The organism is Clostridium sp. M62/1, from assembly GCF_020736365.1.
Lineage (GTDB): Bacteria > Bacillota > Clostridia > Lachnospirales > Lachnospiraceae > Otoolea > Otoolea saccharolyticum_A.
On sequence record NZ_CP085988.1, the window covers coordinates 2,636,626 to 2,659,746 of the forward strand.

The 23,121-nt window shown below is 52.7% G+C and carries 18 protein-coding genes; 3 read left to right on the top strand and 15 right to left on the bottom strand.

Features of this window, described 5'->3' with window-relative positions; genetic code table 11:
* Positions 1-498: 498 nt before the first annotated feature.
* Genes LK436_RS12400 through LK436_RS12410 form a run of 3 tightly spaced genes read right to left on the bottom strand, consistent with a single transcriptional unit; the run spans position 499 to position 4,809 of the window.
* The gene (locus tag LK436_RS12400) at positions 499-1,476 is read right to left on the bottom strand and encodes a substrate-binding domain-containing protein (protein ID WP_008396091.1); all 978 of its coding nucleotides are present in this window, start codon (positions 1,474-1,476) and stop codon (positions 499-501) included.
* Positions 1,463-3,208, bottom strand: a complete 1,746-nt coding sequence (locus LK436_RS12405) for a cache domain-containing sensor histidine kinase (RefSeq protein WP_008396093.1) — start codon at positions 3,206-3,208, stop codon at positions 1,463-1,465. The genes LK436_RS12400 and LK436_RS12405 overlap by 14 nt, the downstream gene beginning before the upstream one ends.
* Positions 3,205-4,809: a response regulator gene (locus LK436_RS12410; protein ID WP_015573898.1), complete on the bottom strand. Its 1,605-nt coding sequence runs from the start codon at positions 4,807-4,809 to the stop codon at positions 3,205-3,207. The genes LK436_RS12405 and LK436_RS12410 overlap by 4 nt, the downstream gene beginning before the upstream one ends.
* Before the next feature lie 278 nt (positions 4,810-5,087).
* Here LK436_RS12410 and LK436_RS12415 point away from each other — a divergent pair, with 278 nt between their 5' ends.
* The gene (locus tag LK436_RS12415; RefSeq protein WP_044930772.1) at positions 5,088-6,548 is read left to right on the top strand and encodes a nicotinate phosphoribosyltransferase; all 1,461 of its coding nucleotides are present in this window, start codon (positions 5,088-5,090) and stop codon (positions 6,546-6,548) included.
* A 260-nt stretch (positions 6,549-6,808) separates the two neighbouring features.
* Here the strand turns inward: LK436_RS12415 and LK436_RS12420 are convergent, their stop codons facing one another.
* The 9 genes from LK436_RS12420 to LK436_RS12460 form a co-directional block, all read right to left on the bottom strand.
* Positions 6,809-7,726, bottom strand: a complete 918-nt coding sequence (locus tag LK436_RS12420) for a glycoside hydrolase family 25 protein (RefSeq protein WP_347476042.1) — start codon at positions 7,724-7,726, stop codon at positions 6,809-6,811.
* A 195-nt stretch (positions 7,727-7,921) separates the two neighbouring features.
* Positions 7,922-9,211, bottom strand: coding sequence for a chloride channel protein (locus tag LK436_RS12425; RefSeq protein WP_008396100.1), 1,290 nt, complete (start codon positions 9,209-9,211; stop codon positions 7,922-7,924).
* A gap of 254 nt (positions 9,212-9,465) precedes the next feature.
* Entirely contained in the window at positions 9,466-10,194 is a 729-nt protein-coding gene (locus LK436_RS12430) for a YebC/PmpR family DNA-binding transcriptional regulator (RefSeq protein ID WP_008396103.1), read from the bottom strand.
* A gap of 167 nt (positions 10,195-10,361) precedes the next feature.
* Positions 10,362-11,741: a hemolysin family protein gene (locus tag LK436_RS12435; protein WP_008396106.1), complete on the bottom strand. Its 1,380-nt coding sequence runs from the start codon at positions 11,739-11,741 to the stop codon at positions 10,362-10,364.
* A 264-nt stretch (positions 11,742-12,005) separates the two neighbouring features.
* A complete protein-coding gene (locus tag LK436_RS12440; protein ID WP_021965372.1) occupies positions 12,006-12,353 on the bottom strand; it encodes a type II toxin-antitoxin system PemK/MazF family toxin in 348 nt (115 codons plus the stop codon).
* A 141-nt stretch (positions 12,354-12,494) separates the two neighbouring features.
* Positions 12,495-13,754 carry an alanine racemase gene (gene alr / locus LK436_RS12445; RefSeq protein ID WP_227910064.1) on the bottom strand — a complete coding sequence of 420 codons (1,260 nt, stop codon included), beginning with the start codon at positions 13,752-13,754 and terminating at the stop codon, positions 12,495-12,497.
* A 133-nt stretch (positions 13,755-13,887) separates the two neighbouring features.
* Positions 13,888-15,426: a bifunctional ADP-dependent NAD(P)H-hydrate dehydratase/NAD(P)H-hydrate epimerase gene (locus tag LK436_RS12450; protein ID WP_008396112.1), complete on the bottom strand. Its 1,539-nt coding sequence runs from the start codon at positions 15,424-15,426 to the stop codon at positions 13,888-13,890.
* 29 nt (positions 15,427-15,455) lie between these two features.
* Positions 15,456-15,836 carry a holo-ACP synthase gene (gene acpS, locus LK436_RS12455; protein ID WP_008396114.1) on the bottom strand — a complete coding sequence of 127 codons (381 nt, stop codon included), beginning with the start codon at positions 15,834-15,836 and terminating at the stop codon, positions 15,456-15,458.
* Positions 15,833-16,510, bottom strand: a complete 678-nt coding sequence (locus LK436_RS12460; RefSeq protein ID WP_008396117.1) for a redox-sensing transcriptional repressor Rex — start codon at positions 16,508-16,510, stop codon at positions 15,833-15,835. The genes acpS and LK436_RS12460 overlap by 4 nt, the downstream gene beginning before the upstream one ends.
* Positions 16,511-16,906: 396 nt before the next feature.
* Between LK436_RS12460 and abc-f the strand changes: the two genes are divergently transcribed.
* Positions 16,907-18,976 carry a ribosomal protection-like ABC-F family protein gene (gene abc-f, locus LK436_RS12465; protein ID WP_008396120.1) on the top strand — a complete coding sequence of 690 codons (2,070 nt, stop codon included), beginning with the start codon at positions 16,907-16,909 and terminating at the stop codon, positions 18,974-18,976.
* 144 nt (positions 18,977-19,120) lie between these two features.
* On the opposite strand, the gene LK436_RS12470 is transcribed toward abc-f, so the two are convergent.
* From LK436_RS12470 to LK436_RS12480, 3 genes are all read right to left on the bottom strand, one after another.
* Positions 19,121-20,233, bottom strand: a complete 1,113-nt coding sequence (locus LK436_RS12470) for a DUF3298 and DUF4163 domain-containing protein (protein ID WP_008396122.1) — start codon at positions 20,231-20,233, stop codon at positions 19,121-19,123.
* The gene (locus tag LK436_RS12475; RefSeq protein WP_008396124.1) at positions 20,230-20,721 is read right to left on the bottom strand and encodes an RNA polymerase sigma factor; all 492 of its coding nucleotides are present in this window, start codon (positions 20,719-20,721) and stop codon (positions 20,230-20,232) included. The genes LK436_RS12470 and LK436_RS12475 overlap by 4 nt, the downstream gene beginning before the upstream one ends.
* 363 nt (positions 20,722-21,084) lie before the next feature.
* Positions 21,085-22,401 carry an N-acetylmuramoyl-L-alanine amidase family protein gene (locus tag LK436_RS12480; RefSeq protein WP_147594803.1) on the bottom strand — a complete coding sequence of 439 codons (1,317 nt, stop codon included), beginning with the start codon at positions 22,399-22,401 and terminating at the stop codon, positions 21,085-21,087.
* A 337-nt stretch (positions 22,402-22,738) separates the two neighbouring features.
* On the opposite strand from LK436_RS12480, the gene LK436_RS12485 reads away from it, so the two are divergent.
* Complete coding sequence (locus LK436_RS12485; RefSeq protein WP_021965733.1) at positions 22,739-23,044, top strand: hypothetical protein; 306 nt, start codon at positions 22,739-22,741, stop codon at positions 23,042-23,044.
* Positions 23,045-23,121 lie beyond the last annotated feature (77 nt).

Genomic DNA, 23,121 nt, shown 5'->3' on the forward strand with positions numbered 1-23,121 from the left:
CCTGCGGCGGATCCCATCAGCGGCATGTTCTTTTCCGCCGCAGTGCGATCCTCGCGGAGCGTTTTTGTTTCATAGGAATGCAGTTTCCTATGAAATAAAAAAACCTTCGTCCTGTAAAAGGACGAAGGCATACACTTACCTCGTTTAACCACCTGTTACTGCATACTTCATATGCGCTCCCTCTAACGGCGGACACCGGCTCAGCTTAATGAGATGGGAAAACGCAGCTTCCTTCACTGAAATTCTGCCCTTCTCTTCTGTTCAGCCTGCAACTCAGGAGTGATCTTCACGCCTTCCTACTTGCGGCGGGCTCACACCGTCCCCGCCTCGCTGCGCCTTTCGGCAAAGCACTACTGTCTCCGTCACAGTTTTTATGGTCTGATTGTTGTTCCAGTATACATCTGACAGTATACCGCTATTATTGTAAACAGTTTCCATTAAAAAGTCAAGGCTTGCTTAAAAAGCGCTTAAAGACGGTGCAGAGCAGACAGGCGCTTGTCAGTCAAACAGAAACAGAATCTTCTGGTACTCATCCAGGAACATGTTTTCCCTCGTCACAAGGGTAGTTTCCGTGTCGAGCTTATCGCCCTCCACGCCTCTTCTGCTTAAAATTTCCCAGGCCTTCTCCACTCCCAGATAGCCCATGGCGTAGGGATTCTGCACGATCAGCGCATCCACCTCTCCCGTTTCAAGCATTCCCACAGAAACCGCATTGCTGTCAAAGGCTACCACGCTTATGTCATCCTTCTTATTCAGATCCCGGATAGCCCAGCCCACGCCAAGGCTTGTCCACTCGTTGAACGTGGTAATCACATTGATTTCCGGATGGGTCGAGAGCAGGCCCTTCGTGGCAGCCCTCGTGTCATCTATGGCAGAGGGCACATTGATCGTTACAATTTCTTTTACCCTGCTGTCCTTTTTTGCCTCCTCCCGGAAGCCCTGCTCCCGCTGCTGGCCGTTGGCCGTGTTCTCGTCAAAGTTTACAATCCCGATAAAAAGCTCCCCGTCCGTTCCGTCAAGGGCGGCCCGGGCGGCCATTCTCCCAGCCTCCTCATTGTCCGTTCCGATGCGGAACTTTACTGCGCTGCTGTTCACATCGCTGTCTATGACTACCACAGGAATCCCCTTGGCTGCAGCCCAGTCTACAGCCTCGGCATTTTTATTGAAATCGACGGCAGAAATCACCAGGGCGTCGGCTCCGTTTTCCACAGCCTTATAGATCATCTCGTTCTGTGTTGCGTAATCCTCCTCCGATTCCGGGCCCTCGGTAATAAGTGAAACATTGTATTCCGTTGCAGCCGCGCCTGCCCCCGCAAACACAGACTGAAAGAATGCGGACTCTGTGGATTTCACAATCATTGCCACCTGGTATCTCTCCTGCCTGCGGCTCATATGGGCGGCCGTTCCTCCAAGCAGAGCAATCACAGCCGCAAGCAGGAGAAGAAAGACTGTTTTTATCCTTCTAGCGTGTTTCATAAATCTCCTCCTTCACCTTCGGCATGCGGATGGAAACTTTGGTTCCCTCATCCAGCTCGCTCTCTATGGTTATTCCATACTGCTCGCCAAAGTATATTTTCACCCGGTCATTGACGTTTTTGATTCCGATGCCTCCCGTCTGTCCCTTTACCTCCCGGTGGAGAATCCTGTCGCACTGTTCCTTTGTCATACCGACTCCATTGTCCTCCACAGTAAAGACCACATCATCCCCGTCCTCATAAATGCGAATTTCAATGAATCCTTCATCGATCATCCGGTTCAGACCGTGATAGATGGCATTTTCAATGATCGGCTGGAGAGTGATCTTATTGCAGTAATAGCACAGACAGCTCTCCTGTACATCAAAGCTGTACTGAAACTGGTTTTTATAGCGGAATTTCTGAATCTGCAGGTAGCTTTTGGCGTGTTCTACCTCCTTCTCCACCGGAATCAGCTCGTGCCCCTTGCTGATGCTGATGCGGAACAGCCTGGCCAGGGCGTTCACCATTTCCACAGCATCCCCGTTTCTCCCCTCCTCGCACATCCAGGCAATGGAATCCAGGGTATTGTACAGGAAATGAGGGTTAATCTGGGCCTGGAGCGCGCGAAGCTCTGTTTTTCTCAGAGCAATCTCCTCCTTCCTCACCTGGTTCATCAGCTCCTGAATCCGTATAACGAGATGGCCGAAGGCGTGTGAGAGAGACGTGACCTCTCTGCTTCCGTAGGCGGGCACATAGGAAAAGCCCTCCGCATTGGCCTCAAACTCTCCCATGGCTTTATTCAGGCTCAGAAGCGGCCTGGAAATATAGCGGGAGAGCACAATGCTGCTGATAATGGTGGCCGTCAGCACTGCCATGAGCAGGGCAGCCAGCAGAAGCACGCAGCTCTTTAGCCGCTCCTCTATCAGCTCATCCACGAAGCTGACTGCCACGATGCGCCAGTCGCTCCCTTCCTTTGTATGTATGGTGTAAATGACCCCGCTCTCCTCATAGGTACCGTCAGGACGCCGGGCCATGTCCGCCGTATTCTCCTCCTTCAGTCCGGCAAAGATAAGCTGCTGCTGAGGATGATAGACGATGTTTCCCTGCCTGTCTATGATAAAGCAGTATCCGTGGTTTCCTACTCCCACATTGTCCACGTAGCTGGCTATCTGGGAGAAGCGGGAGTCCAGAACTACAATCTGCTCCCCCTTATCCCTCGTTTCCACCAGGCTTGAGATGGAGACCACCCACGGATACTCATTGAGAAGAAGGCTTTCCACATGGGGCTTTGATATTACGATTTCCCCAGGTCCCGGTACTGTCTGAGGGTCAAAGGACAGATTTTTCAGCGGGTGATCCTTGAACGTTTTCCTCCCTGTCCACGCGCCTGTCAGCTCTCCTGTATCGGGATCATAGGTGGTGACTGCCGCCACGTCTGTGCGCATGTCAACCATGCTGTTTAAGCTCTCGTCCATCTTTACCCCGCCCTCTGCGAAGAGATTTTTGATCAGTTCCAGAGAGCTGTTGATGTCGTCCATATAATTGTCCACGATATTGACAACCTGAACAGCCGCCTGATCGCTGAATGTCTTCACATTCTGGATCATCGAGTGCCGGTAGGTGGTGACGAAGATGATCATTCCCGCCAGCAGGCACACAAACACCATGGACACCACCAGGGCGGCCATCATGCCGGCGCTGCTGAAACTGCTTCCGGCCCGCTTTTTCTTGCTTTTCTCCCCTTTTTTCATGCCTGCCTCTCCTCCTGGGTAAGCTGACGCCTCAGCATGTTCGGCGAAACTCCCTCATATTTTTTAAAGCAGTAGCTGAAATAGTGCTGGTCATTGTAGCCGCAGGCCTCCGACACCTCGCGGATTTTCATTGCCGTATTTAAGAGCAGGATTTTGGCCGTCTCCATCCTCTTTTTTGTCAGATAATCCACAAAGCTGTTTCCCGTACGCTTCTTTATCAGGGCGCTTAAATAATTGGGGCTCACGCCAATCTCCGTGCTGGCTGACATTAAAGACAGGTCTGCGTTAGAATAATTATCCTCAATATAGCGAATCGCCCTGTCGCATATATCCATGCTGCTCTTCGTCTTATGCTCAGCGATCCGATCCCTGGCCGCCATGCAGAAATGAACAAAATGTTCTGAAGCATCCTTCAGGGAGCTGTCGAGAAAGGCCATCTGCTGCATAAACGGATCTGCCTTCAGAGCCGCTGCATCGGATTCGGCTGACATGGAATACATGATCCGGCAGACGCAGGACAGAATTTCCACCAGCATAAAGTTGACCTTTTCCCTGGAATTGTTCTCGTCCTTCAGGCAGCCGAACACCTCCCACAGATAGCTTTCCAGCTCCTCCCTGGCTCCTCCCCTTATCTTCTCTTCGATGTTTGCTACCACCTTCATCACATAGTCCATGTCCACGCCGGAAAACGGCTCCTCATCTATAATGTACCTGACTCCGCCCTGGCCGCTTCTGCCTGCATAGCGCATGGCATTGACCGCATCCCTGTAGGCCTCAGACAGATCCGTAAAACCCTGGACTACACGGCTGGCGCCCAGGCTGCATCTCAGATTCAGAATACGGGCAGAGCTCTGGACGATGTCGTCTGCCAGAATGTGCAGATACTTGTCAAAGGATGCCGGTGTGCTCCACAGCACGGATACAATCTTGTCCTCCAGAAAAAAGCTCTCATATTTGATATATTTTTTCAAAATGGTATCTACTGCATGAACATGGCTGTGCTCTGTGCAGTTGTTTCCATTTTCGTCGCGAAAAGTAACTGCCGTCACCAGATACCGGATACTCTCGCTCTCCGGCTTTATCATGCCGCAGGCCTGTGCCTGAGCTTTCAGCAACTGCTCCCTCTCCGGCGTGCTGGCCATCTGAAAGCTGTCTAACAGAAGTGGAAGAAGAAATTCCGAAATATTGATCTCATTTTTTCTGCGCTCGGCAAACTCGGAGAACAGCCGGTCGATCTTCTGCTTAATCTGAATGAGATTTTCTGTCAAATCCGCCATGGAGATCGGCTTGAGCATGTAGCTGATAATATTGTACTGAATCGCCTGCTGGGCATAAGAGAAATCGTCAAAACCGCTGAGGAATGCGATCTGTGTAGCTGGACGGATCTCTCTGACCTGCCTGGCCAGCTCCACGCCGGAAATAAACGGCATCCGTATATCCGTGAGAAGAAGATCCGGCTCCTTCTCCCCCACCAGCTCCAGGGCTTCAATCCCGTTTTCAGCCTCTCCCACCACCTGAAATCCAATTTCCTCCCAGTTAATCCTGCGGATAATGGCTCTCCTCAATTCCTCCTCATCATCTGCAACTACTACTGTATACATAAATCCCTGTGCCCTCCGTTGATTTTCTCTTTGCATTTTCCTGTTATTTTATCACAAAAGGCGGGGGATGTATAGAAAAATACCTGGAGCCGGCAAATAAGGAGAGCGGAGGCAGTGGAAGAAGGGCAAGCGTTCTGAGACTGACAAAGCCGCGTCTGCCTCTCTTCTTTTCTGTTTTGTTATTTTTTTGTCAATTCATTTTGCATTTTTTACATTTTATGATATACTTTTACGCAATTAACACATACTATTCTACAAATTTTTACAAGGAGAACGCTATGGAGCCACGAAACCTTACTTTATTGACAGACCTGTACGAGCTTACCATGATGCAGGGCTATTTTCACGAGAAGGATGCCAACGAGATGGTCATCTTTGACGCCTTCTACAGAAATAATCCCGACGGAAACGGATTTTCCATCTGTGCGGGACTGGAGCAGGTGATCGAATATATAAAAAATCTCCACTTTGAAAAGGAGGATGTGGACTACCTCAGAAGCACAGGCCTGTTCACGGAGGATTTTCTTGACTATCTGCGCAACTTTAAGTTTACAGGGGATATTTATGCCATCCCGGAGGGAACCGTGATCTTTCCCAGGGAGCCCCTTATCAAGGTAATCGCGCCGATTATGCAGGCCCAGCTTGTGGAAACGGCTATCCTGAATATTGTAAACCACCAGAGCCTGATCGCCACCAAGACTTCCCGCATCATCCATGCAGCCCGCGGGGACGGCATCATGGAATTTGGACTGCGCCGCGCCCAGGGGCCGGATGCCGGAATTTACGGAGCCAGAGCTGCCATGATTGCCGGCTGCATCGGAACCTCCAACGTGCTGGCCGGACAGATGTTTGACGTTCCGGTGAAGGGAACTCACGCTCACAGCTGGATCATGAGCTTCCCGGATGAGCTGACCGCCTTCCGCACCTACGCCAAGCTCTACCCCTCCGCCTGCATCCTCTTAGTCGACACCTACGATACGCTGAATTCCGGCGTGCCCAATGCGATCCGCGTGTTTACGGAGATGAGGGAGGCCGGCATTCCGTTAAAGGGATACGGCATCCGTCTGGACAGCGGCGATCTGGCCTATCTGTCCAAAAAGGCCAAGGCCATGCTGGACGCAGCAGGCTTTACCGATGCGATTATCTCCGCCTCCAATGATCTGGACGAGTATCTCATTGACAGCCTGAAAATGCAGGGAGCCACCATCAACTCCTGGGGCGTCGGGACAAACCTGATTACCTCCAAGGACTGCCCTTCCTTCGGTGGCGTCTACAAGCTGGCTGCTATCAGAGACAGAGACACCGGAAAGTTTATACCGAAGATCAAACTGTCGGAGAATACGGAGAAGGTGACAAATCCCGGCAATAAGACAATCTACCGCATCTACGGAAAGAACGACGGCAAGATAATCGCCGACCTGATCTGTCTGGCAGATGAGGTTTACGACGAAAACAAGTCCCTGCTGCTGTTTGATCCCATCGAGACCTGGAAAAAGACCCACCTGGCTCCGGGCACCTATACGATGCGCGAGCTGCTTGTTCCTGTCTTCCAGTCCGGCGAATGCGTGTACCATTCACCGAAGGTCATGGAGATCCGCGATTACTGTCAGAGAGAGCTGAATACTCTCTGGGATGAGTCCAGACGTCTGATCAATCCTCATGAGGTTCATGTGGATCTGTCCAATGAGCTGTGGCACATGAAAAACCAGCTCCTTGACAGCTATCACTATAATGACTGATCAGCAAGCCGTATAAAATAGAATCCTGCTTCGCAGGATTCTCCGCCTGCGGCGGGTCGCGAAAGCGACATTTTCTTTTCCGCCGCAGTGCGATCCCCGCGGAGCGTTTTTATATAACAGGGAACGAAGTTTCCTGTTATATAAAAACGCTGCAAAAGAGGCCGGATGCCCTCATTTTCCCCCGGGCATCCGGCCTCTTTTTTGAAGCAGTTTCGCCTCCCGTCTTCAGGTATCGGCCAAAACCACTTCCTTTTTCTGTTTTAGAGCATGGCTCCGCTGGCGTCAAACTGGTACATCTGCCCGTCAATCTCCTTCCAGCAGTCAGATACCATTCTGCCTCCATCCTCCGGATCGAGATAATACCAGACTCCGTTTGCCTGCACCCATCCGTCAGTCTTTGCATAATCCTTAAAATAGTACCAGCTTCCGTCAATTTTCTTAAAGCCCTCCGGCGAAATCACCTGGCTGTAGTCGGTAAATGCCAGCTCCAGACATACGGGGCCTTCAATCCCGTCTACTGTCCCGCTGTCCGTACACTGCCAGATGGTGCGGTTCGGATACGTATTGACAGTTCCGTATCTGGCATACCAGATATCATAGGGAATCTGGCTCGTATCCATCTTATTGACCAGCCAGTCATTATAGCCAAATACCACCGGATGGTAGCCGGCCTCCTCCACAGTCCGGCAGAAAGCGTTGACTATATCTGTCAGTTCCTGCCTGGAAAGGCCGGAGATATAGGCAGATTCCACATCCATGGCGATCGGATAGGATACCCTGTAGTCTTTTGCCGTCCGGACCGCAAACTGAGCCTCCTTCACTGCCCGGTCCACATCCAGGGCCTGGGAGTAGAGATACACTCCTGTCTGGATTCCGGATGCCGCCGCCTCCCTCATATTGGCGTCAAAGGTCGGATCCAGGCTGTCCAGATACCCCATGCGGATCATGGCAAAGCTCACATCATCTGCGGCAGCGGCTGCCCAGTCAATCTCTCCCTGATACTTTGAAACGCTGACTCCGCGGAAAAGTGCTCCCTCCACAGCGGTTCCCTCAGCATTTACATACTGGCCGTTTTCCTTCTCAAAGGCCGCCGCCTGGACTGTCACCGGCGCTGACGCACAAAAGACTGCCGCGGAAACGGCCGCCCACAGGGTGCGCATTCTCTTTCTGTACTGCATCTTTTCCTCTCCTCTCATCTGCCTTCCCCCAGGCAAAAAGCCTGTGTCCGGCTGCTTTTCAGACTGTTCTCATCTAAGTATAGCACATGCACTTGCGGAATCAATTCCCGTCTTTTTACAATTTTCTTACTTTTTTGCTGTTTTCAACAAGAGGCTTCCTCGTTTCGCCCTTTACTTCTATTGTTCTGTTTCAGCTCATTTCTCCTGCTGTTCCCACTGTTCTCTCCTCTGGAGGCTGTAGATCGACTGTCCCCCATTGAACAGCCGCGCTGCCGCACAGACAATGAAAAAGCAGGGAAGCAGCTCACAGCCAAAGACCTCTGCCCCGATGAATACCGGAGCCAGAAAGGTATTGGTAGCTCCGCCGAAGACAGCGGCATATCCCAGAGCCGCCAAAAGCGGAAGCGGCAGGGGGAGGATAAGGGAAAGAGCGGCTCCCAGGCTGGCTCCGATGGAAAACAGAGGGGTGACCTCTCCTCCCTGAAAGCCTGCTGCAATCGTAACTGCAGTAAAGAAAAATTTCAGTATCCAGTCGAACACCTTCACATCCTCTCCGCTCAGGCTTCCCTCGATCAGGTTTGTCCCAAGCCCGCAGTAGCGTCCGCCGTAAAATAAGAGAAGCAGAATGCTGAGTCCCGCGCTGCAGACCGCAATCCGCACAACAGGGTTTTTCACCGCTTCCCCCAGCCCTTTCTTAAGTCTCCCCAGCGTCCAGGCAAAGGCGCCCCCTACTGTGCCGAAAATCAGCCCTGCCCCGAGAAGCAGAAACACGGTGGAAAGGGAAAGGCCGCCGCCGTTAAGGCTCTCCACCGGAAAGGCAAACTTTTCAAGTCCCAGAGCGCCAGACACTGTGCTGGCAGTAAACGAGGCTGTCAGCGCCGGAACAAGGGCCCTGCATTCCAGCCTGCCGGCCCACAGCACCTCGGCAGCAAAGAGGACGGCTGCGAGAGGTGTTCTGAACAGCCCTGCAAATCCGGCAGCCATCCCTGTTACCAGAAATATCCGCGAGCTGTTTTTAAAGGGAAGACGGCCAAACATCCCATGAGATACGGCAGCTCCTATCTGTACCGCCACTCCCTCCCGCCCGGCACTTCCTCCGAACAGATGGGTGAGCCAGGTGCTCCCCGTCACAAGGGGGATCAGCCGCAGCGGAATCTCCTTCTCCGTCCCGAATCCCACCTCAAATGCAAGCCCCATGCCCCTGGCGCATTTTTCTCCAAAGGTTCTGTAGAGATATACGCTCAGCACGCCCGCCAGGGCAAGAAGCGGAATGAGAATGGTCCCGTATTCCATCCTGCAGGCTGTAACTGCCAGCAGAACGCGGCCAAACAGAGCGTCCAGAGCCCCTGTGACTGCTCCCACCGGGATTCCGAGCACAGCCGTCAGAATCAGAACAGCCATATCCCTTATCCCCCGATCCTTTGCCTCCTTCGCCTCTTCTTGGCCTGCCTTTGTCTCCTCTTCCTGCGCTCTCTTCCCGCTCATTTGTTCCTCCCGTCTGCCGCCCTTCTGCCTGCATTTTTTATGGCCTGTATTTTATCTCTTTGCGGCGTGTATTTTATCTCCTGCACCGTCACACAAAAAGCTGCGGCAAAGTGGGAAATCCTCTTCCCTTTGCCGCAGCCTGATTTCTTCCGTCTTCTCCGCCCCTGCTTTGACAGCCGGGGTCTCTTCTCCGCCCTCCGGCGCTTTCACAGAGTTCTGATGCAGCCCTCTGCAGGGGACACCGGCAGTCCGCCTTACTCGTCCCAGTTGTGGTAGGTCGCCTGCACATCGTCATCTGCATCCAAGAGATCCAGCAGACGGTTCATCTTCTTGATGGACTCCTCGTCAGTCAGCTCCACCCATGTCTGAGGAATCATGGTGACCTCAGCCTCCATCATGGGGATTCCCTTTGCCTCGAGAGCTTCCCTGACTGCGCTGAAATCATCCGGATCCGTCACGATCTCGTAGCTGTCCGCCTCCTCTGCGAAGTCCTCCGCTCCTGCGTCGAGAGCCTCCATCATCAGAGTGTCGGCATCCATGTCGCACTCTTCCTTGTCAATGATAATCTGTCCCTTCTTGTCAAACATAAAGGAAACGCTGCCCTGTGCGCCGATGTTTCCGCCGCCCTTTGTGAAGGCGCTTCTCACATTGGCTGCTGTACGGTTCTTGTTGTCAGTCAGAGCTGTGACAATAATTGCCACTCCGTTCGGGCCATATCCCTCATATGTAAGCTCCTCATAGTTGACAGAGTTCGCATCGCCGGCAGCCTTCTTGATTCCTCTCTCGATCGTGTCGTTCGGCATATTGTTGGCCTTCGCCTTGGCAATGACATCGCGCAGACGGCTGTTGTTGGCCGGATCAGCTCCGCCTTCCTTTACAGCAACCGCAATCTCACGCCCGATAACGGTAAAGATTTTTCCCTTCGCCGCATCGTTCTTCTCTTTCTTGTGCTTAATATTGGCGAACTTTGAATGTCCAGACATAATAACACTCCTCTTTTTATGAATTCTTTCCGTGACAATACATATTACTTTTCATCTGCCAGTGCGGTCCGGACAGGCCGCAGCAGCACAGAATTTTGCTCACAATCTTTTTTATTTTATCACTAAAATCAGGCCTTGACAAGCCGCAATCTCAAAAAACTGCCTCCCTATAAGGGAAGGTCCGCCCCCGGTTCCGGCTTTTCCCTCAGTCCGTTTTCCCCTTCGGGAATCACCGCTACAGAATGGATCACCTTGTTTTCCACAGAGATAGTCTGGAACAGATAGCCCCCGTAATGCACCTGCGGGGTTTCGCCCTCTCTGGGAACCCGGTTCAGACGGGAGATCAGAAAGCCGTTCAGGGTATCGAAATTTTCGCTGTCCTCCCCGTCAAAGGCAAGGCCCAGCTCCTTTGACACATCCTCCAGAGGCGTCAGGCCGTCAAAAACGAAGCTGCCGTCCTCTCTCCTGGAAATCATCTCCTCATCCTCGTCGTACTCGTCCAGAATGTTTCCCACGATCTCCTCCAGAATGTCCTCCATCGTGACAATCCCGGCTGTCTGCCCATACTCATCCACCACAATTTCCATATGAATTTTCTGGGACTGCATCTCCTTAAACAGCGGATTTATATTTCGTGTTTCCGGGATGAAATGGGCTGTCCGCAGAAGTCCCTCTACCTGGTCAATCTGCTTTCCCCTGTTTTCCTGGCTCTGGGCACAGGCCACGGCATCCCTCAGATGAAGGATTCCCCTGATGTCATCAATATCCTCCCCGTAGACAGGAAAGCGGGAATTGATTCCCTCCCTCAGAATAAAATCCACTGCCTCGCCCAGAGTCATGGAAGCGGGAAGCGCCGCCACATTTCTGCGCCTTGTCATAATATCTCCGGCCTGCTTGTCCCCCAGCTCCACAATGTTCGTGATCATCTCCGCCTCATCGGCTTCCAGGACGCCCTGCTCATGCCCTTCATTGACCATGAGCATAATATCCTCCTCTGTCACATTGTCGCTTTTATCGTGCAGCCCGACTCCCATAGGGTACAGAATCAGCCACGAAAGGCCTGAGACCAGCCCGGCAAATGGCTTAAAAATCAGCACAGCCAGCCCGGCTGCCCTCAGAAAGCGGTATGCCCACTTTTCCGGTTTCCGGCTGGCCAGACGCTTTGGAATGACAATTCCAAGGCTGATGAGCACAGCCAGAAGCACAACCGCTGCCGCCGCCGTCGCAAGGGCTGTCCAGGGTTCCTCCATCCTGAGTCCCGTTTTATGTATCATTGTTTCCAGAAAAGCGCCGGCTTGTCTAAGAATCACTGCTCCTGAAATCAGTCCTATCAGGTTCGTCACAATCTGAACTGTGTTCACAAACTCTGCCGGGCGCTCCAGCACGGCCAGAAGTCTTTCAGCCTTCTTATTGCCCTCCCCGGCCTCCTTTTCCAGCGTTCCTGAATTCAGATGCTGAATCGCCGCTCCAAATCCATAAAGCATCCCGTCCATCAGAATAAAGCCCAGAAAAATCAAAATACTCAGGGGCCAGTTCCCATCGTCCATAGCTCTTAATCCTCTCCTTTGTTATTATCCTTCTGCCCATTCTTCCCTGGCGTTTTCTCCTTCGCATGAACAGGCAAAAGGCAGAATTTAAGCTCCTCTGCCCCCTCCCTGCGTGTCTGCAGTCCTGTAAAGCCCGGGCAGAAGAATGGCTTTCTGCCTCATTCTGCCAATATACACCTGCAGCCCCAGCCCGTCAACTGTATTCCTCAGTCTTTCATTGCGGCCTGGCTGTCGTTTCTTACAGAGCTCTCCGGATACATGCGCCTATGTATTCAGCTCAAGGCTGACCATCAGCGCCCGGTTCACCCTCTCCAGCAGTTCGTCATCAATATGGCAGATCCTCTCTCTGAGTCTCTGCTTGTCGATGGTTCTGAGCTGTTCCAAAAGAATTACAGAGTCTTTCACCATATCACAGCGTCTGGTGTTTAGCTCTACATGCGTCGGCAGCTTCGCCTTATTCATCTTTGAAGTTATTGCCGCGCAGATCACCGTAGGGCTGTGCTTGTTTCCTACATCATTCTGTATGATCAGAACCGGCCTCACGCCTCCCTGCTCGGAGCCAACCACCGGCCTCAGATCCGCATAATAGATATCGCCTCTTCTTATAATCAAATAACTCACTCTCCGTCATTCCAGTTTATACCCTTAGTATTACCCTTTTTTTGGCGGGTATTCACATATCTGCGGAAAGATTGTTTCCTCTCCCTATCTATCATATGGCTCTTTGGCGTCCTCTGTTCCTGGCTTTCTGCGTCAGTCCTCTCTTTTCTCTTCCGTGGGGCCTCCCCTATCCAAGGCGGCCTCTGCTTTTTTATCGTCCCTCACATAGATGCGGGGAACTCTTTTTCCAATCAGGCATGGGATCTCATAGTGAAAGCCCCCGCACTGTGCGGCCAGCTCCTCCATGGTGATCTCCTCTTTCCCGTCCCGGCCCACGAGTGTGACGGTGTCCCACTTTTCTGCCTCCGGAATTTCGGTCACATCAGCCATAAACTGATCCATACAGATGCGGCCCAGAATCTTCGCCCTCTTTCCGCGGATCAGAACCTCTCCCCGGCCCGACAGGCCTCTCGGGTAGCCGTCCCCGTAGCCTGCGCAGACAGTGGCAACCCGCATGGGGCGCCGGGCCACAAAGGTCCCGCCGTAGCTCACAGCCGTCCCCGGCTCAATCTCCTTGATATAGGTGATATAGCTTTTAAGCTCCATGGCAGGAAGCAGGCGGATCCTGTTTCTGTCCACCTCACCGGAGGGATAGAGGCCGTATATACAGATTCCCGCGCGCACGGCATCCATCTCCATTCCCTCCGGCATCCTGTGAGAATCAATAATTCCCGCGCTGTTCATGCAGTGGCAGATCAGTTTTTTCCTCCCCTGCTCTTTCTTCGTCAAAAGCTCCGAAACCTGAGCCGCGAAGTTGCGGAAATCCTCAAACTGCCGCTTCGTCACCGCCTTGTCTTCCTCGTCCGCTCTCGGAAAGTGCGTAAACAGCCCCTCGATAAAAAGTCCCGGAAGGCTGCTGATCCGGTCGATCATCTCCAGGGATTCCTCCGACGGCTTCAGGCCGATCCGGCTCATTCCCGCATCTACTGCCAGATGCACGCTGCCCCTGATTCCAGCCTCCCCGGCCAGCTTGGAAAAGGCCTCTGCCGTCTCCTCCTCGAAAATCACCGGCCGCACGTCCGCCGCCAGAAGCTCTCTGAACCGGCTGTCCCTGACGCTTCCCAGCACCAGGACAGGCAGGGATACACCGCTTTTTCTAAGCTCCAGAGCCTCGTCTGCCGTAGCCACCGCATATCCCGACACATAGGGCTCAATGGCCGCCGCTGTCTCCGCCGCCCCGTGACCATAGCCGTCCGCCTTGACTACTCCGATCACCGCTGTCCCTTCCGGAAGCCCTGCCGCTATTTCCTTCATATTCTGCTCAATCCGATCCAGATGGATCAGCGCACAGATCCGGTCGCTTCCGCCTTCCTCCGGTCTGTTTTCCCGGATCTTCATATTTTCAGTTTTCACTTTTGTCCCCTCTTTCCAGCTGTCATCTCCATTGGCCCCGGCCCTGCATCTGACGGCACGGGGCCTGTCTCTTTTCTGCAGATATTCTGCAGCACACCTCCCGTCAGCTCAGGCAGCCTGCAGTCTCCAAAGCTCACTGCTCCCTTTTTCTTTTCTCCGGCTCCGACACCCTCATCAGACAGTCTGCCAGATTCTCCGCCAGCACGCTGTGCATGCCATATTCCGCTGCAGCAGCCTCTCCTGCCAGCCCGTGAAGGTAAACGCCCAGGGGCGCCGCCTCCCCTTCCTCCATTCCCATGGCAATCAGTCCGGCCAGCACCCCTGTCAGCACATCCCCGGAACCGGCCTTGGCCATAGCTGAACAGCCGCTTTTATTAATATAGACCGGCTCATCTTTTTTGACCACCACGGTGGCCGCATCCTTCAGAACCGTTATCACCCCATACTTTTCGCTGTAGGAAACGGCGGTCTCCACCAGATGTTCCCTCACCTCATCGATCTCCATCCCTGTCAGACGGGCCATCTCCCCCACATGAGGCGTGACAATGACATTCTCTGTAAAGTATTCCGACAGCGACGGATTCTCAGCCACAATGTTCAGTCCGTCAGCATCCAGCACAATCGGAACGAAGGCGGAAAGCAGAATCTGCTGCACCAGCCGCACTGCCCAGGGCTCTCTTCCAAGACCCGGCCCCAGAACCACAGCGTCCGCCCAGCCGCACTCCCGCTCAATCTGAAGGGCGAAGCTCTCCGGCTCCTCCATGGCCTCCTCCCTGTCGTAGGCAGACAGAATCGCTTCCGGCAGAAGTGTCTGCAGAATCTGGCAGTTCTCCCTGGGCGTCAGAATCTTTACAAGTCCGGCCCCTGTGCGGTAAGCGGCAAGGGCGCTCAGATAGGCGGCTCCTCCCATTCCCGGCGAACCTGCGGCAATCAGGACACGCCCATAGGTCCCCTTGTTGGAATAGGCGCGCCTTGCCGGAACCTTCTTAAGGTCCTCCCTGTCAAAGGTAACGAATCTGGTTTCCCCAAGGCAGACGTCCGGGCAGGGAGGAAATCCAATATCCTTCACGGCCACCCTTCCGCAGTAATCCCTTCCCGGAAACAGAACAAGTCCCAGCTTTTCAAACCCAAAGGTTACTGTCAAATCTGCTCTCACAGCCCGGCCCATCACTCTTCCCGTGTCGGAATGAATTCCTGACGGAATATCCACTGCCACCGTAAGGCGCGGCGCCATCCCGCAGATCATCTCTATGACATTCCGGTACGGCCCCTCCACATTTCTGGAAAGTCCCACTCCAAACAGCGCGTCCACTGCTACCTCGTAGCTGCCTGGGATGAAATCCTCTGCCTCCATGACGGAAATTCCGATCCTCTCATCGATGGCAAGCTGCAGTTTCAGCTCCTCTGTCCGGCTCTCCTGCCTTCCGGCCGTCAGAACTGTCACATTGTACCCCCTCAGAAAAAGCATACGGGCGATGGCCGCCCCGTCTGCTCCGTTATTCCCCGTTCCGCAGGCCACAAAAATCCGATCCTCCCTGAAAAGTTCAGGCTCCATCTCCTCAACCACAGAGAGAGCCGCACGCTCCATTAAAACAAGGGACGGGATTCCCACTGTCTCAATGGCGTGCCTGTCAATCTCTTTCATCTGAGCACCTGTCACCAGCCTCTTCATGCTGCTCCTCCTTCTCCACGGCATTCATTCTATTCTGCCGTTTTTTTCTCTGCCCCCTCGCCCACGGCAAAGGCTACGGCGTAATCCTTCGTATTGGTAATCGATACATGGATTTCTTTTATGGAAAGCCTGTCCGCCAGCTCCCTGGCCCCTCCATAGAGCCTTACATACGGCTTTCCGAGGCTGTCCCTGAGCACCTCGATCTCCGCCGGTCCAAAGCTCCTGAACCCGGTGGCGAGCACCTTGGCCACTGCCTCCTTAACGGCAAAAGTGCCGGCTAACCGGGCATAATTTCCCCCGGCCTGCTGGCACTCTTCCTGCGTGTATACACGCGTCAGGAAGGCCTCCTTCTCACAGGCCCTCCTGATACGTCCTATTTCAATCATGTCTGTCCCAACACCTGCTATCATTTCCCGTCTTTCCCTCTCGCGAAATTCTTTTCCCTTTCCTTCTGATCCTGCATCCTGCATACACGGTAAGACAGGCGCATCAGGCTTTCTGACAGGTGAACATTTTCCACCACCACGTCATCGGGAACAGCCAGATCTGTGTGGGTAAAATTCCAGATTGCCTTAATTCCGGCTTTTACCAGGCGGTCGGCAATCTCAGCCGCCTTTGACTTCGGGATCGTAAGGACGGCAATCTGAACATCGTTATCTGCAATAAACTGCTCCAGATCCTCAATGCCGCGGATTTCCACTCCGCGCACCACCAGCCCCACCAGTCTCGGGTTCACATCAAACATTCCCTTAATCAGGAAACCACGGCGTTCAAAGTTGGTATAATTGGCAATCGCCTGTCCCAGATTTCCCGCTCCGATGATAATCAGGTTGTGCTGCCTGTCAATCCCAAGGATTCTGGCGATTTCTGAATAGAGATACTTTACATTATAGCCATACCCCTGCTGTCCGAATCCTCCGAAATTGTTAAGATCCTGACGAATCTGGGAGGCAGTTACCTTCATCCTCACGCTCAGCTCGTTTGAAGAAATCCGCTCCACTCCCTCTTCCAGCAATTCACCTAAATATCTGTAATACCTCGGCAGCCTTGAGATCACTGCCTTGGAAATCTGTTTCTGTTCCACGGCTTTTCTTCACCTTCCTTTTCTCAGACACGCCGCTTTTATTCCATATTCGTCATTTTCCAGAAAGCGGCATTATCTACTATTATATCATATGATAAATTATTGTCAAATAAAACAGGGGATTTTCGTGCTTTCTGCCGGAAATTTTTCTGCCGGCCTCTGTCTCTTTCCCCTCCAGCTTCTTGCAAAACTTTCCTTCTTATATTATACTTGTCACAGATTTTGCAGCCGCATACCGTATGCCTCTGCTGTCCCGGTCCTCTCTCTAGGAACACCTGGACGCCGGCCGCTTCCTGCGCTGTGAGACAGGCCCTCAGACTTTTTCGGGCAGGTTTCCTGAGGCATCCATCTGCGCTGCTTAACAGCAATACTATTTACTACATCAGGAGGCAGGACATGATTTTATCATGCAGCAATATCACAAAATCCTTCGGGACAGACTCTGTCTTAGAGCAGGTGTCCTTTCATATAGAGGAACGGGAAAAGGCCGCCATCGTTGGAATCAACGGCGCCGGAAAATCCACACTCTTAAAGATCATAATCGGGGAGCTTGCCCCGGACGACGGAACCGTGGTTGTGACAAAGGGAAAAACCCTGGGCTATCTGGCCCAGCATCAGGATCTGGACAGCAGCCGCACCATCTACGACGAACTTTTGGAGGTCAAGCGCCCTGTCATTGAGATGGAGGAGCGCATCCGGCAGCTGGAAATTGAGATGAAGCACTCAGCGGGTGAGGAGCTGGAAACACTCTACCAGACTTACAGCCGCCTGAGCCACGAGTTTGAGCTTGCAAACGGCTACGCCTGGAAAAGCGAGATTACCGGCGTTCTAAAAGGACTCGGCTTTGAGGAAGAAGAATTTTCAAAGTCTGTCTGTACCCTGTCCGGAGGCCAGAAAACCAGAGTTTCCCTTGGAAAGCTCCTTCTCTCGCGGCCCGACATCATCCTGCTGGACGAGCCCACCAACCATCTGGACATGGAATCCATCGCCTGGCTGGAAAACTATCTGCTGAATTATCAGGGAACGGTCATCATCGTGGCCCACGACCGCTATTTTCTCGATCGGGTGGTGACAAAGATTGTGGAGCTGGACAATGGAAAGGCCACTGTATTCCAGGGCAATTACTCTGCCTACAGTGAAAAAAAGGCCATGCTGAGGGCCAATATTTTAAAGGCCTATTTAAACCAGCAGCAGGAGATCCGCCACCAGGAGGAGGTCATCACCAAGCTTCGCTCCTTCAACCGGGAGAAATCTATCAAGCGGGCAGAAAGCCGCGAAAAGCTCCTGAACAAAATGGAGCGCATCGAAAAGCCCACAGAGGTCAACGATGCCATGAACATCACCTTAGAGCCTGACATCCAGAGCGGCAACGATGTGCTGACTGTCCGCGGCCTTTCAAAGGGCTTTGACGGGCAGCAGCTCTTCTCTGGTGTGGACTTTGACATCAAGCGGGGAGAGCGGATCGCCATTATCGGAAACAACGGAACGGGAAAGACCACGATCTTAAAGATCATAAACGGCATCGTCCCGGCGGATTCCGGCGAGATCCGCCTCGGTTCCCGCGTCCACATCGGCTACTACGATCAGGAACACCACGTCCTCCACAATGAGAAGACCCTGTTTCAGGAGCTGTCGGACACTTATCCTGGCATGAACAATACCCAGATCCGAAATGTCCTGGCTGCCTTTCTCTTCACAGGAGAAGACGTGTTCAAACTCATCGGAGATCTGAGCGGCGGCGAGAAGGGAAGGGTTTCCCTGGCAAAGCTCATGCTCTCTGAGGCCAATTTTCTGATCCTGGATGAGCCCACCAACCACCTGGATATTACCTCCAAGGAAATTCTGGAAAATGCCCTGAACCACTACACGGGAACTGTCCTCTACGTGTCTCACGACCGCTATTTCATCAACCGGACCGCCACCAGAATCCTGGACCTGACCCATAACACCCTTGTCAACTACATTGGAAATTATGACTATTACCTGGAAAAGCGCGACACCATGGAACAGCTTCTCACCGGCAGCGCCGGAAATGGCGCTGCAAAAAATGCAGGTTCTGGCACTGCCGGACAGAAGGATGCCGGCAGTTTCCCTCTTCAGGGAAGCGCCAAAAGCACGGCGGCCGGTTCCGTATCCTTCACCGCAGACGGAGCCGTCAATGCCGCCTCCCTGCCATGGGCAGGCGCTGCAAAAGCAGCTCCCCTCCCTTCCTCTGCCGGAAAGACAGACTGGAAACAGCAGAAGGAAGAGCAGGCCCGCCTTCGCAAACGCCAGAACGAGCTGAAAAAGACAGAGGATGCCATCCATGAGCTGGAAACCAGGGACGCACAGATCGATGCCCTCCTCTGCGAGGAGGAGATCTTCTCCGATGTGGCAAAGCTCATGGAATTAAACTCGGAAAAGCAGTCTATCTCCGAAAAACTGGAGGAGCTGTATGAGCGTTGGGAAGAGCTGGCAGAGGACTGATTTTCAGCTTTATAACCGGAGGAACTTTTATCTTTGAGTCTGCAGCTGCCCCTCAGCTAAGCGGATACCGCCGGCATGATCTCCCGGAAGGGAGAATTGCCGGCGGTATCCGCTGTTTCTTTTACTTTTATTTATTTCTTTTATCTATTTTTTATTTCTCTTTCCTGTCTCCCCCATCCCGTCTTTCACCATGGGGCCTACCGTGAATTCTGTAGTTCCCATATAACCGGGCGCGATAGAGTATTCCGGAAATACGAGAACCACCTCCCCGGTTCCGCTGATGTAGAAATCTGTATTCTCATCTACTGTGGTAAAGCCCTCTGCCATATCTCCCGCTCTGCCGAATCCGAAAAAGATCTGATTTTCATCAGCCGCCATGCGCTCCTCTATCTGCCGCACCACTTCTTTATTGCAGAGCTCCGCATAACCGCTTCCAAGTACATCCTGAAGGGTCAGCTCCCTGTCCTCTGAAAGATCCAGGTTGTAATAGTGACGCTCCTCACTGGCATTGATCCACCCCTTGAAGGCCGTGAGCTCCAGGGAGAGCACGGCCTCGTCCTGATACTTCACTTCATAGTCAATGGAAATATTCATCTGTCGGTTATTCCACTCCTCTTCTGTGCCTCCGGCGGCGAAAAAGGCTTCCTTGTACTCCTCGAATTCCGCTTTTGCCTCTGCCATGTAGCTGTCTGCAATCCGTTCAATCTCCTCGTTCACTTTATCTGCCTGTAAAGAGCGGTTCCCTGTTTCCTCCTGGCTCTGCATGATTCCCGGTACCTCTGCGTGAATATTGTAATCTCCCTCAGACTCATGGTAAGAGCGCACAGTCAGAACACTGGCCAAAAAGCCCAGTCCTGGAACTCGGCTCATGTTTTCTGCGAAAGCCTGGTTCGTGTTGAGCCCTACGGTAAACGCGATCAGCACTCCCGCTGCGGCTGCGGCAGTGCGCCGGAGCAGACGGTAAATCGGACTGCGTGCCCCATTTTCCCTCTGTCTCTGCCGTCCCTGTTTTTCCTCCTGCTTTTCTGTCAGCGGATCCTTCTCTGTACTTTCCATCTCCAGACCTGTCCTCTCCGGACCTCTCTTCTCCAGATCTTTCTCCTCCCGTCTGTCTCTTTCAGCGGAATTCTCCGCCTCTTCCTTCCGGCGCGCCTCTCTCCTTCTGGCTGCCTCCTCTACAGAGCACCTGACTGTCAGCTCAAGCTCCTTCGGTATCTCAATCTGATCATATACTTTCTTTCCATCCTCGGGTCTCACGGCCTTCCCTCCTTTAATCCTTTTTTCAGACGTTCCAGCGATGAGTACAGCCTGTACTTGACTGTATTCAGATTCGCATCTGTGATCTCTGCAATCTGCTTTAAGGTCAGTTCCTCGTAGTAGTGAAGAACTACCACTGTTCTTCCCGGCTCCGGCAGTTTTTTTACCGCTTCATAGACCTCTCTCTCCCGATCGTAGGCCGGCTCCGTATAGGGCCGGTCGAACACGCCGCCGTCCGTGGAAGGCAATTCCCGTTTTCTGTCCCTCAGAAGCTGAAGAGATTCATTCACTACGATCCTGTAAAACCATGTTTTCAGCGCATCTGTGCTCCTCAGGGTTTCACACTTTTCAAGCCCCTTCAGAATCGCGTTCTGCACCACATCAAGCGCCGCCTCTCTGTCACCCACATAGCTGTACGCCAGTCTGTAAAACCGGTTCTGGTTTTCCAGAATGTAGGCAACTGTACTGTCATATATGCTCTGTCCCATATTCTCTGCCTTTCCAATTTTATTTTTCCGGCCGCCAATGACCTGCCTGCTCTTCTCCCTTATTGAATAGATGCAAAAACCCGTTAAAAAGTTGGGAAAACAGGGATTTTTATGATATTAGAAAGAATCCTGCTTCGCAGGATTCTCCGCCTGCGGCGGGGCTGCAAAGCAGCCGTATTCCTTTCCGCCGCAGTGCGATCCCCGCGGAGCGTTTTTATATAACAGGGAACGAAGTTTCCTGGTATATAAGAAGCCCTCTGCAGAATCAGAACATCTCTCGTTCCCTTTCTGCAGAGGGCCTGCCTTACAATATCTGATTTTGTTTTCAAAAAGGCTGCATCTGCCATAGCCCTTCCCCAGTTCCTAACGGCCTTCCTCGTTTTCCTCCCGGCTCTCCTTTCCGGCCGCCTCCTGTGCCCTCTTAACAGCCGGATTCAGATCCGGATCATAGGCCGGTCCTCTTCCTCCGATATCCCGGTACTCTTCTGTCCCTTCCTCTGTCATCTCCCAGACAGAGGGTCTCTGCCCCTCTAAGCTGACATTCAGCGTCTGAGCCATAAAACTGCACAGCTGAGGATCGAAAATCTTCATCTCGCTTCGGATCTCCGGATTCACATAATTCTCAAACAGAATTCCAAACCAGGCTCCGGAGTCGTCGTCAAAATAGGATGGCAGCCGTGATGCCGATGGGATGTTGTCCAGCAAAAGGTAGAGATCCGCCAGAAATACATTTTTCTCTCCGTCGTTTCCCGTTTCATGGGCTACATATTCCCCGAAGGCCCTGGTCAGAGAGGAAGGTTCTGTAAACTTGAGCTTTTTGTAGTTGGCATCTGTCTTGTGATGCACATAGTAGATGCCCTCGTCCGTCATGGGAGCTTCAAAATATTTCCGGTCCGTGTAGTACATCAGCTCCCAGCCGGATTCCACGAACCGCTCCATCCACTGACGCGGCACATTCTCCAGCGCCTCTGTGATCTGCTGCCGCTCCTCCTGTGTAGGCTTTCTCTTTCCCTGGATTATGATATCATACCTTGCATCTCTCAGTCCGTCTGCCCCGTAGTAGTTCATCTCAATGTACTGGCTGGCTGCCATCTGGCCGTTCTTGTTAAAATAATATTTATGGCCGTCTACCATCCTCCAGCCCTCGTCATACATAATTCCGTCGGAGTCAAACCAGTACCACTCGCCTCCTGCTTCCAGCCAGCCGGTCTTTCTCGTCCCATCCTCGTTCAGGTAATACCATTCATCTTCTTCGCTGCTGTAGGCCCAGCCCACAGCCATCTTCCCAGTTTCCTCGCCGAAATAATACCAGTCGCCCCGAATCTTCTTCCACCCCAAAGCGGGATAGCCATCCTCATCGAGGTAGTACCAGTCCCCCTTGTAAAGCAGCCAGCTCTTCTCGAGAAAGCTGCCGTCTTCCAGCATGTAGCGGCTGTCTTCCTCCTCTCCTGTCCATGTTCCCGCTATGCTTGGAGGAGTCTCCTCTGTCTGCTGGCTCCCGTCCTCTGCACCTTCACTGGAGTCAGCCTGTTTTTCCGCTTCCAGCTCTTCTTGTTCGTCTTTTACCTCATTGTCATGTGCTGCGCTCTCCTCCTGCCCTGCCGGCATTCCCATGGCGCTGCCTGAAAAGCCGGCTGCCATCAGGCAGGCCAGATACACAGCCATCACCGCTCTTCTCAAGATGCCACTCCTCCTCTTCTGATGCCAAAACAAGTCCGCTCTGCAAAAATCCGTTCATCCTCCGAATCAGGCATACGGCAGTTAATACGAAAAATCCCTCACTGCACGCAGACAGATTTTTTGCGGAATTTGGGAAACAGGGCCCTCTCAGGCCCTGTACAAACGCTTAGTCTCTGCTTTTATTTTAAATGAATCCGTCGGAAAAGTATAGCGAAAAATTCTTACATCATTTATAATAAATATTACAATTTTGGCATCTGCCGGCAGCCTGCTGGAGAAATCTTCGGCAGCGGCTGAAAAGATGTTCAGAACTCACCTGATGAAAGGAACGGTTTTTATGAATCTGCGGCGCATACTGGCCCTGGCCGGTGTCTTTATTATCCTGTTTCTCTACGGGGCATCTCTCGTCCTGGCAGTTATCGGAAGCCCCGGATCCCTGGATCTGCTGATGGCTGCCCTGTTCTGCACCATCGTAGTTCCTGCCGTAATCTATGGCTATGAAATCCTTCTGAAAAACGGAGGCTCTCCCGGAGTCTCCTGGAAAAATTCCGCCGACAGGCCCTCAGAGAATGAGAAGGATGCAGAGAATGCCGGAGCAGAACATCCGGAGCAGCGGCAGTCCGGGCAGAAGAAATCTGTCTGAAAAGAGAACTCAGATAAATAGACAAAAGGATGCCTGGGAGCATATATGCAGTCCCGGGCATCCTTTTTCTCTTCCTG

Excerpts from the sequence above, each read along its gene's own strand:
- LK436_RS12400 (WP_008396091.1), bottom strand. The coding sequence starts at position 1,476 with ATGAAACACGCTAGAAGGATAAAAACAGTCTTTCTTCTCCTGCTTGCG.
- LK436_RS12405 (WP_008396093.1), bottom strand. The coding sequence starts at position 3,208 with ATGAAAAAAGGGGAGAAAAGCAAGAAAAAGCGGGCCGGAAGCAGTTTC.
- LK436_RS12410 (WP_015573898.1), bottom strand. The coding sequence starts at position 4,809 with ATGTATACAGTAGTAGTTGCAGATGATGAGGAGGAATTGAGGAGAGCC.
- LK436_RS12415 (WP_044930772.1), top strand. The coding sequence starts at position 5,088 with ATGGAGCCACGAAACCTTACTTTATTGACAGACCTGTACGAGCTTACC.
- LK436_RS12420 (WP_347476042.1), bottom strand. The coding sequence starts at position 7,726 with ATGCAGTACAGAAAGAGAATGCGCACCCTGTGGGCGGCCGTTTCCGCG.
- LK436_RS12425 (WP_008396100.1), bottom strand. The coding sequence starts at position 9,211 with ATGAGCGGGAAGAGAGCGCAGGAAGAGGAGACAAAGGCAGGCCAAGAA.
- LK436_RS12430 (WP_008396103.1), bottom strand. The coding sequence starts at position 10,194 with ATGTCTGGACATTCAAAGTTCGCCAATATTAAGCACAAGAAAGAGAAG.
- LK436_RS12435 (WP_008396106.1), bottom strand. The coding sequence starts at position 11,741 with ATGGACGATGGGAACTGGCCCCTGAGTATTTTGATTTTTCTGGGCTTT.
- LK436_RS12450 (WP_008396112.1), bottom strand. The coding sequence starts at position 15,426 with ATGAAGAGGCTGGTGACAGGTGCTCAGATGAAAGAGATTGACAGGCAC.
- acpS (WP_008396114.1), bottom strand. The coding sequence starts at position 15,836 with ATGATAGCAGGTGTTGGGACAGACATGATTGAAATAGGACGTATCAGG.
- abc-f (WP_008396120.1), top strand. The coding sequence starts at position 16,907 with ATGATTTTATCATGCAGCAATATCACAAAATCCTTCGGGACAGACTCT.
- LK436_RS12475 (WP_008396124.1), bottom strand. The coding sequence starts at position 20,721 with ATGGGACAGAGCATATATGACAGTACAGTTGCCTACATTCTGGAAAAC.
- LK436_RS12485 (WP_021965733.1), top strand. The coding sequence starts at position 22,739 with ATGAATCTGCGGCGCATACTGGCCCTGGCCGGTGTCTTTATTATCCTG.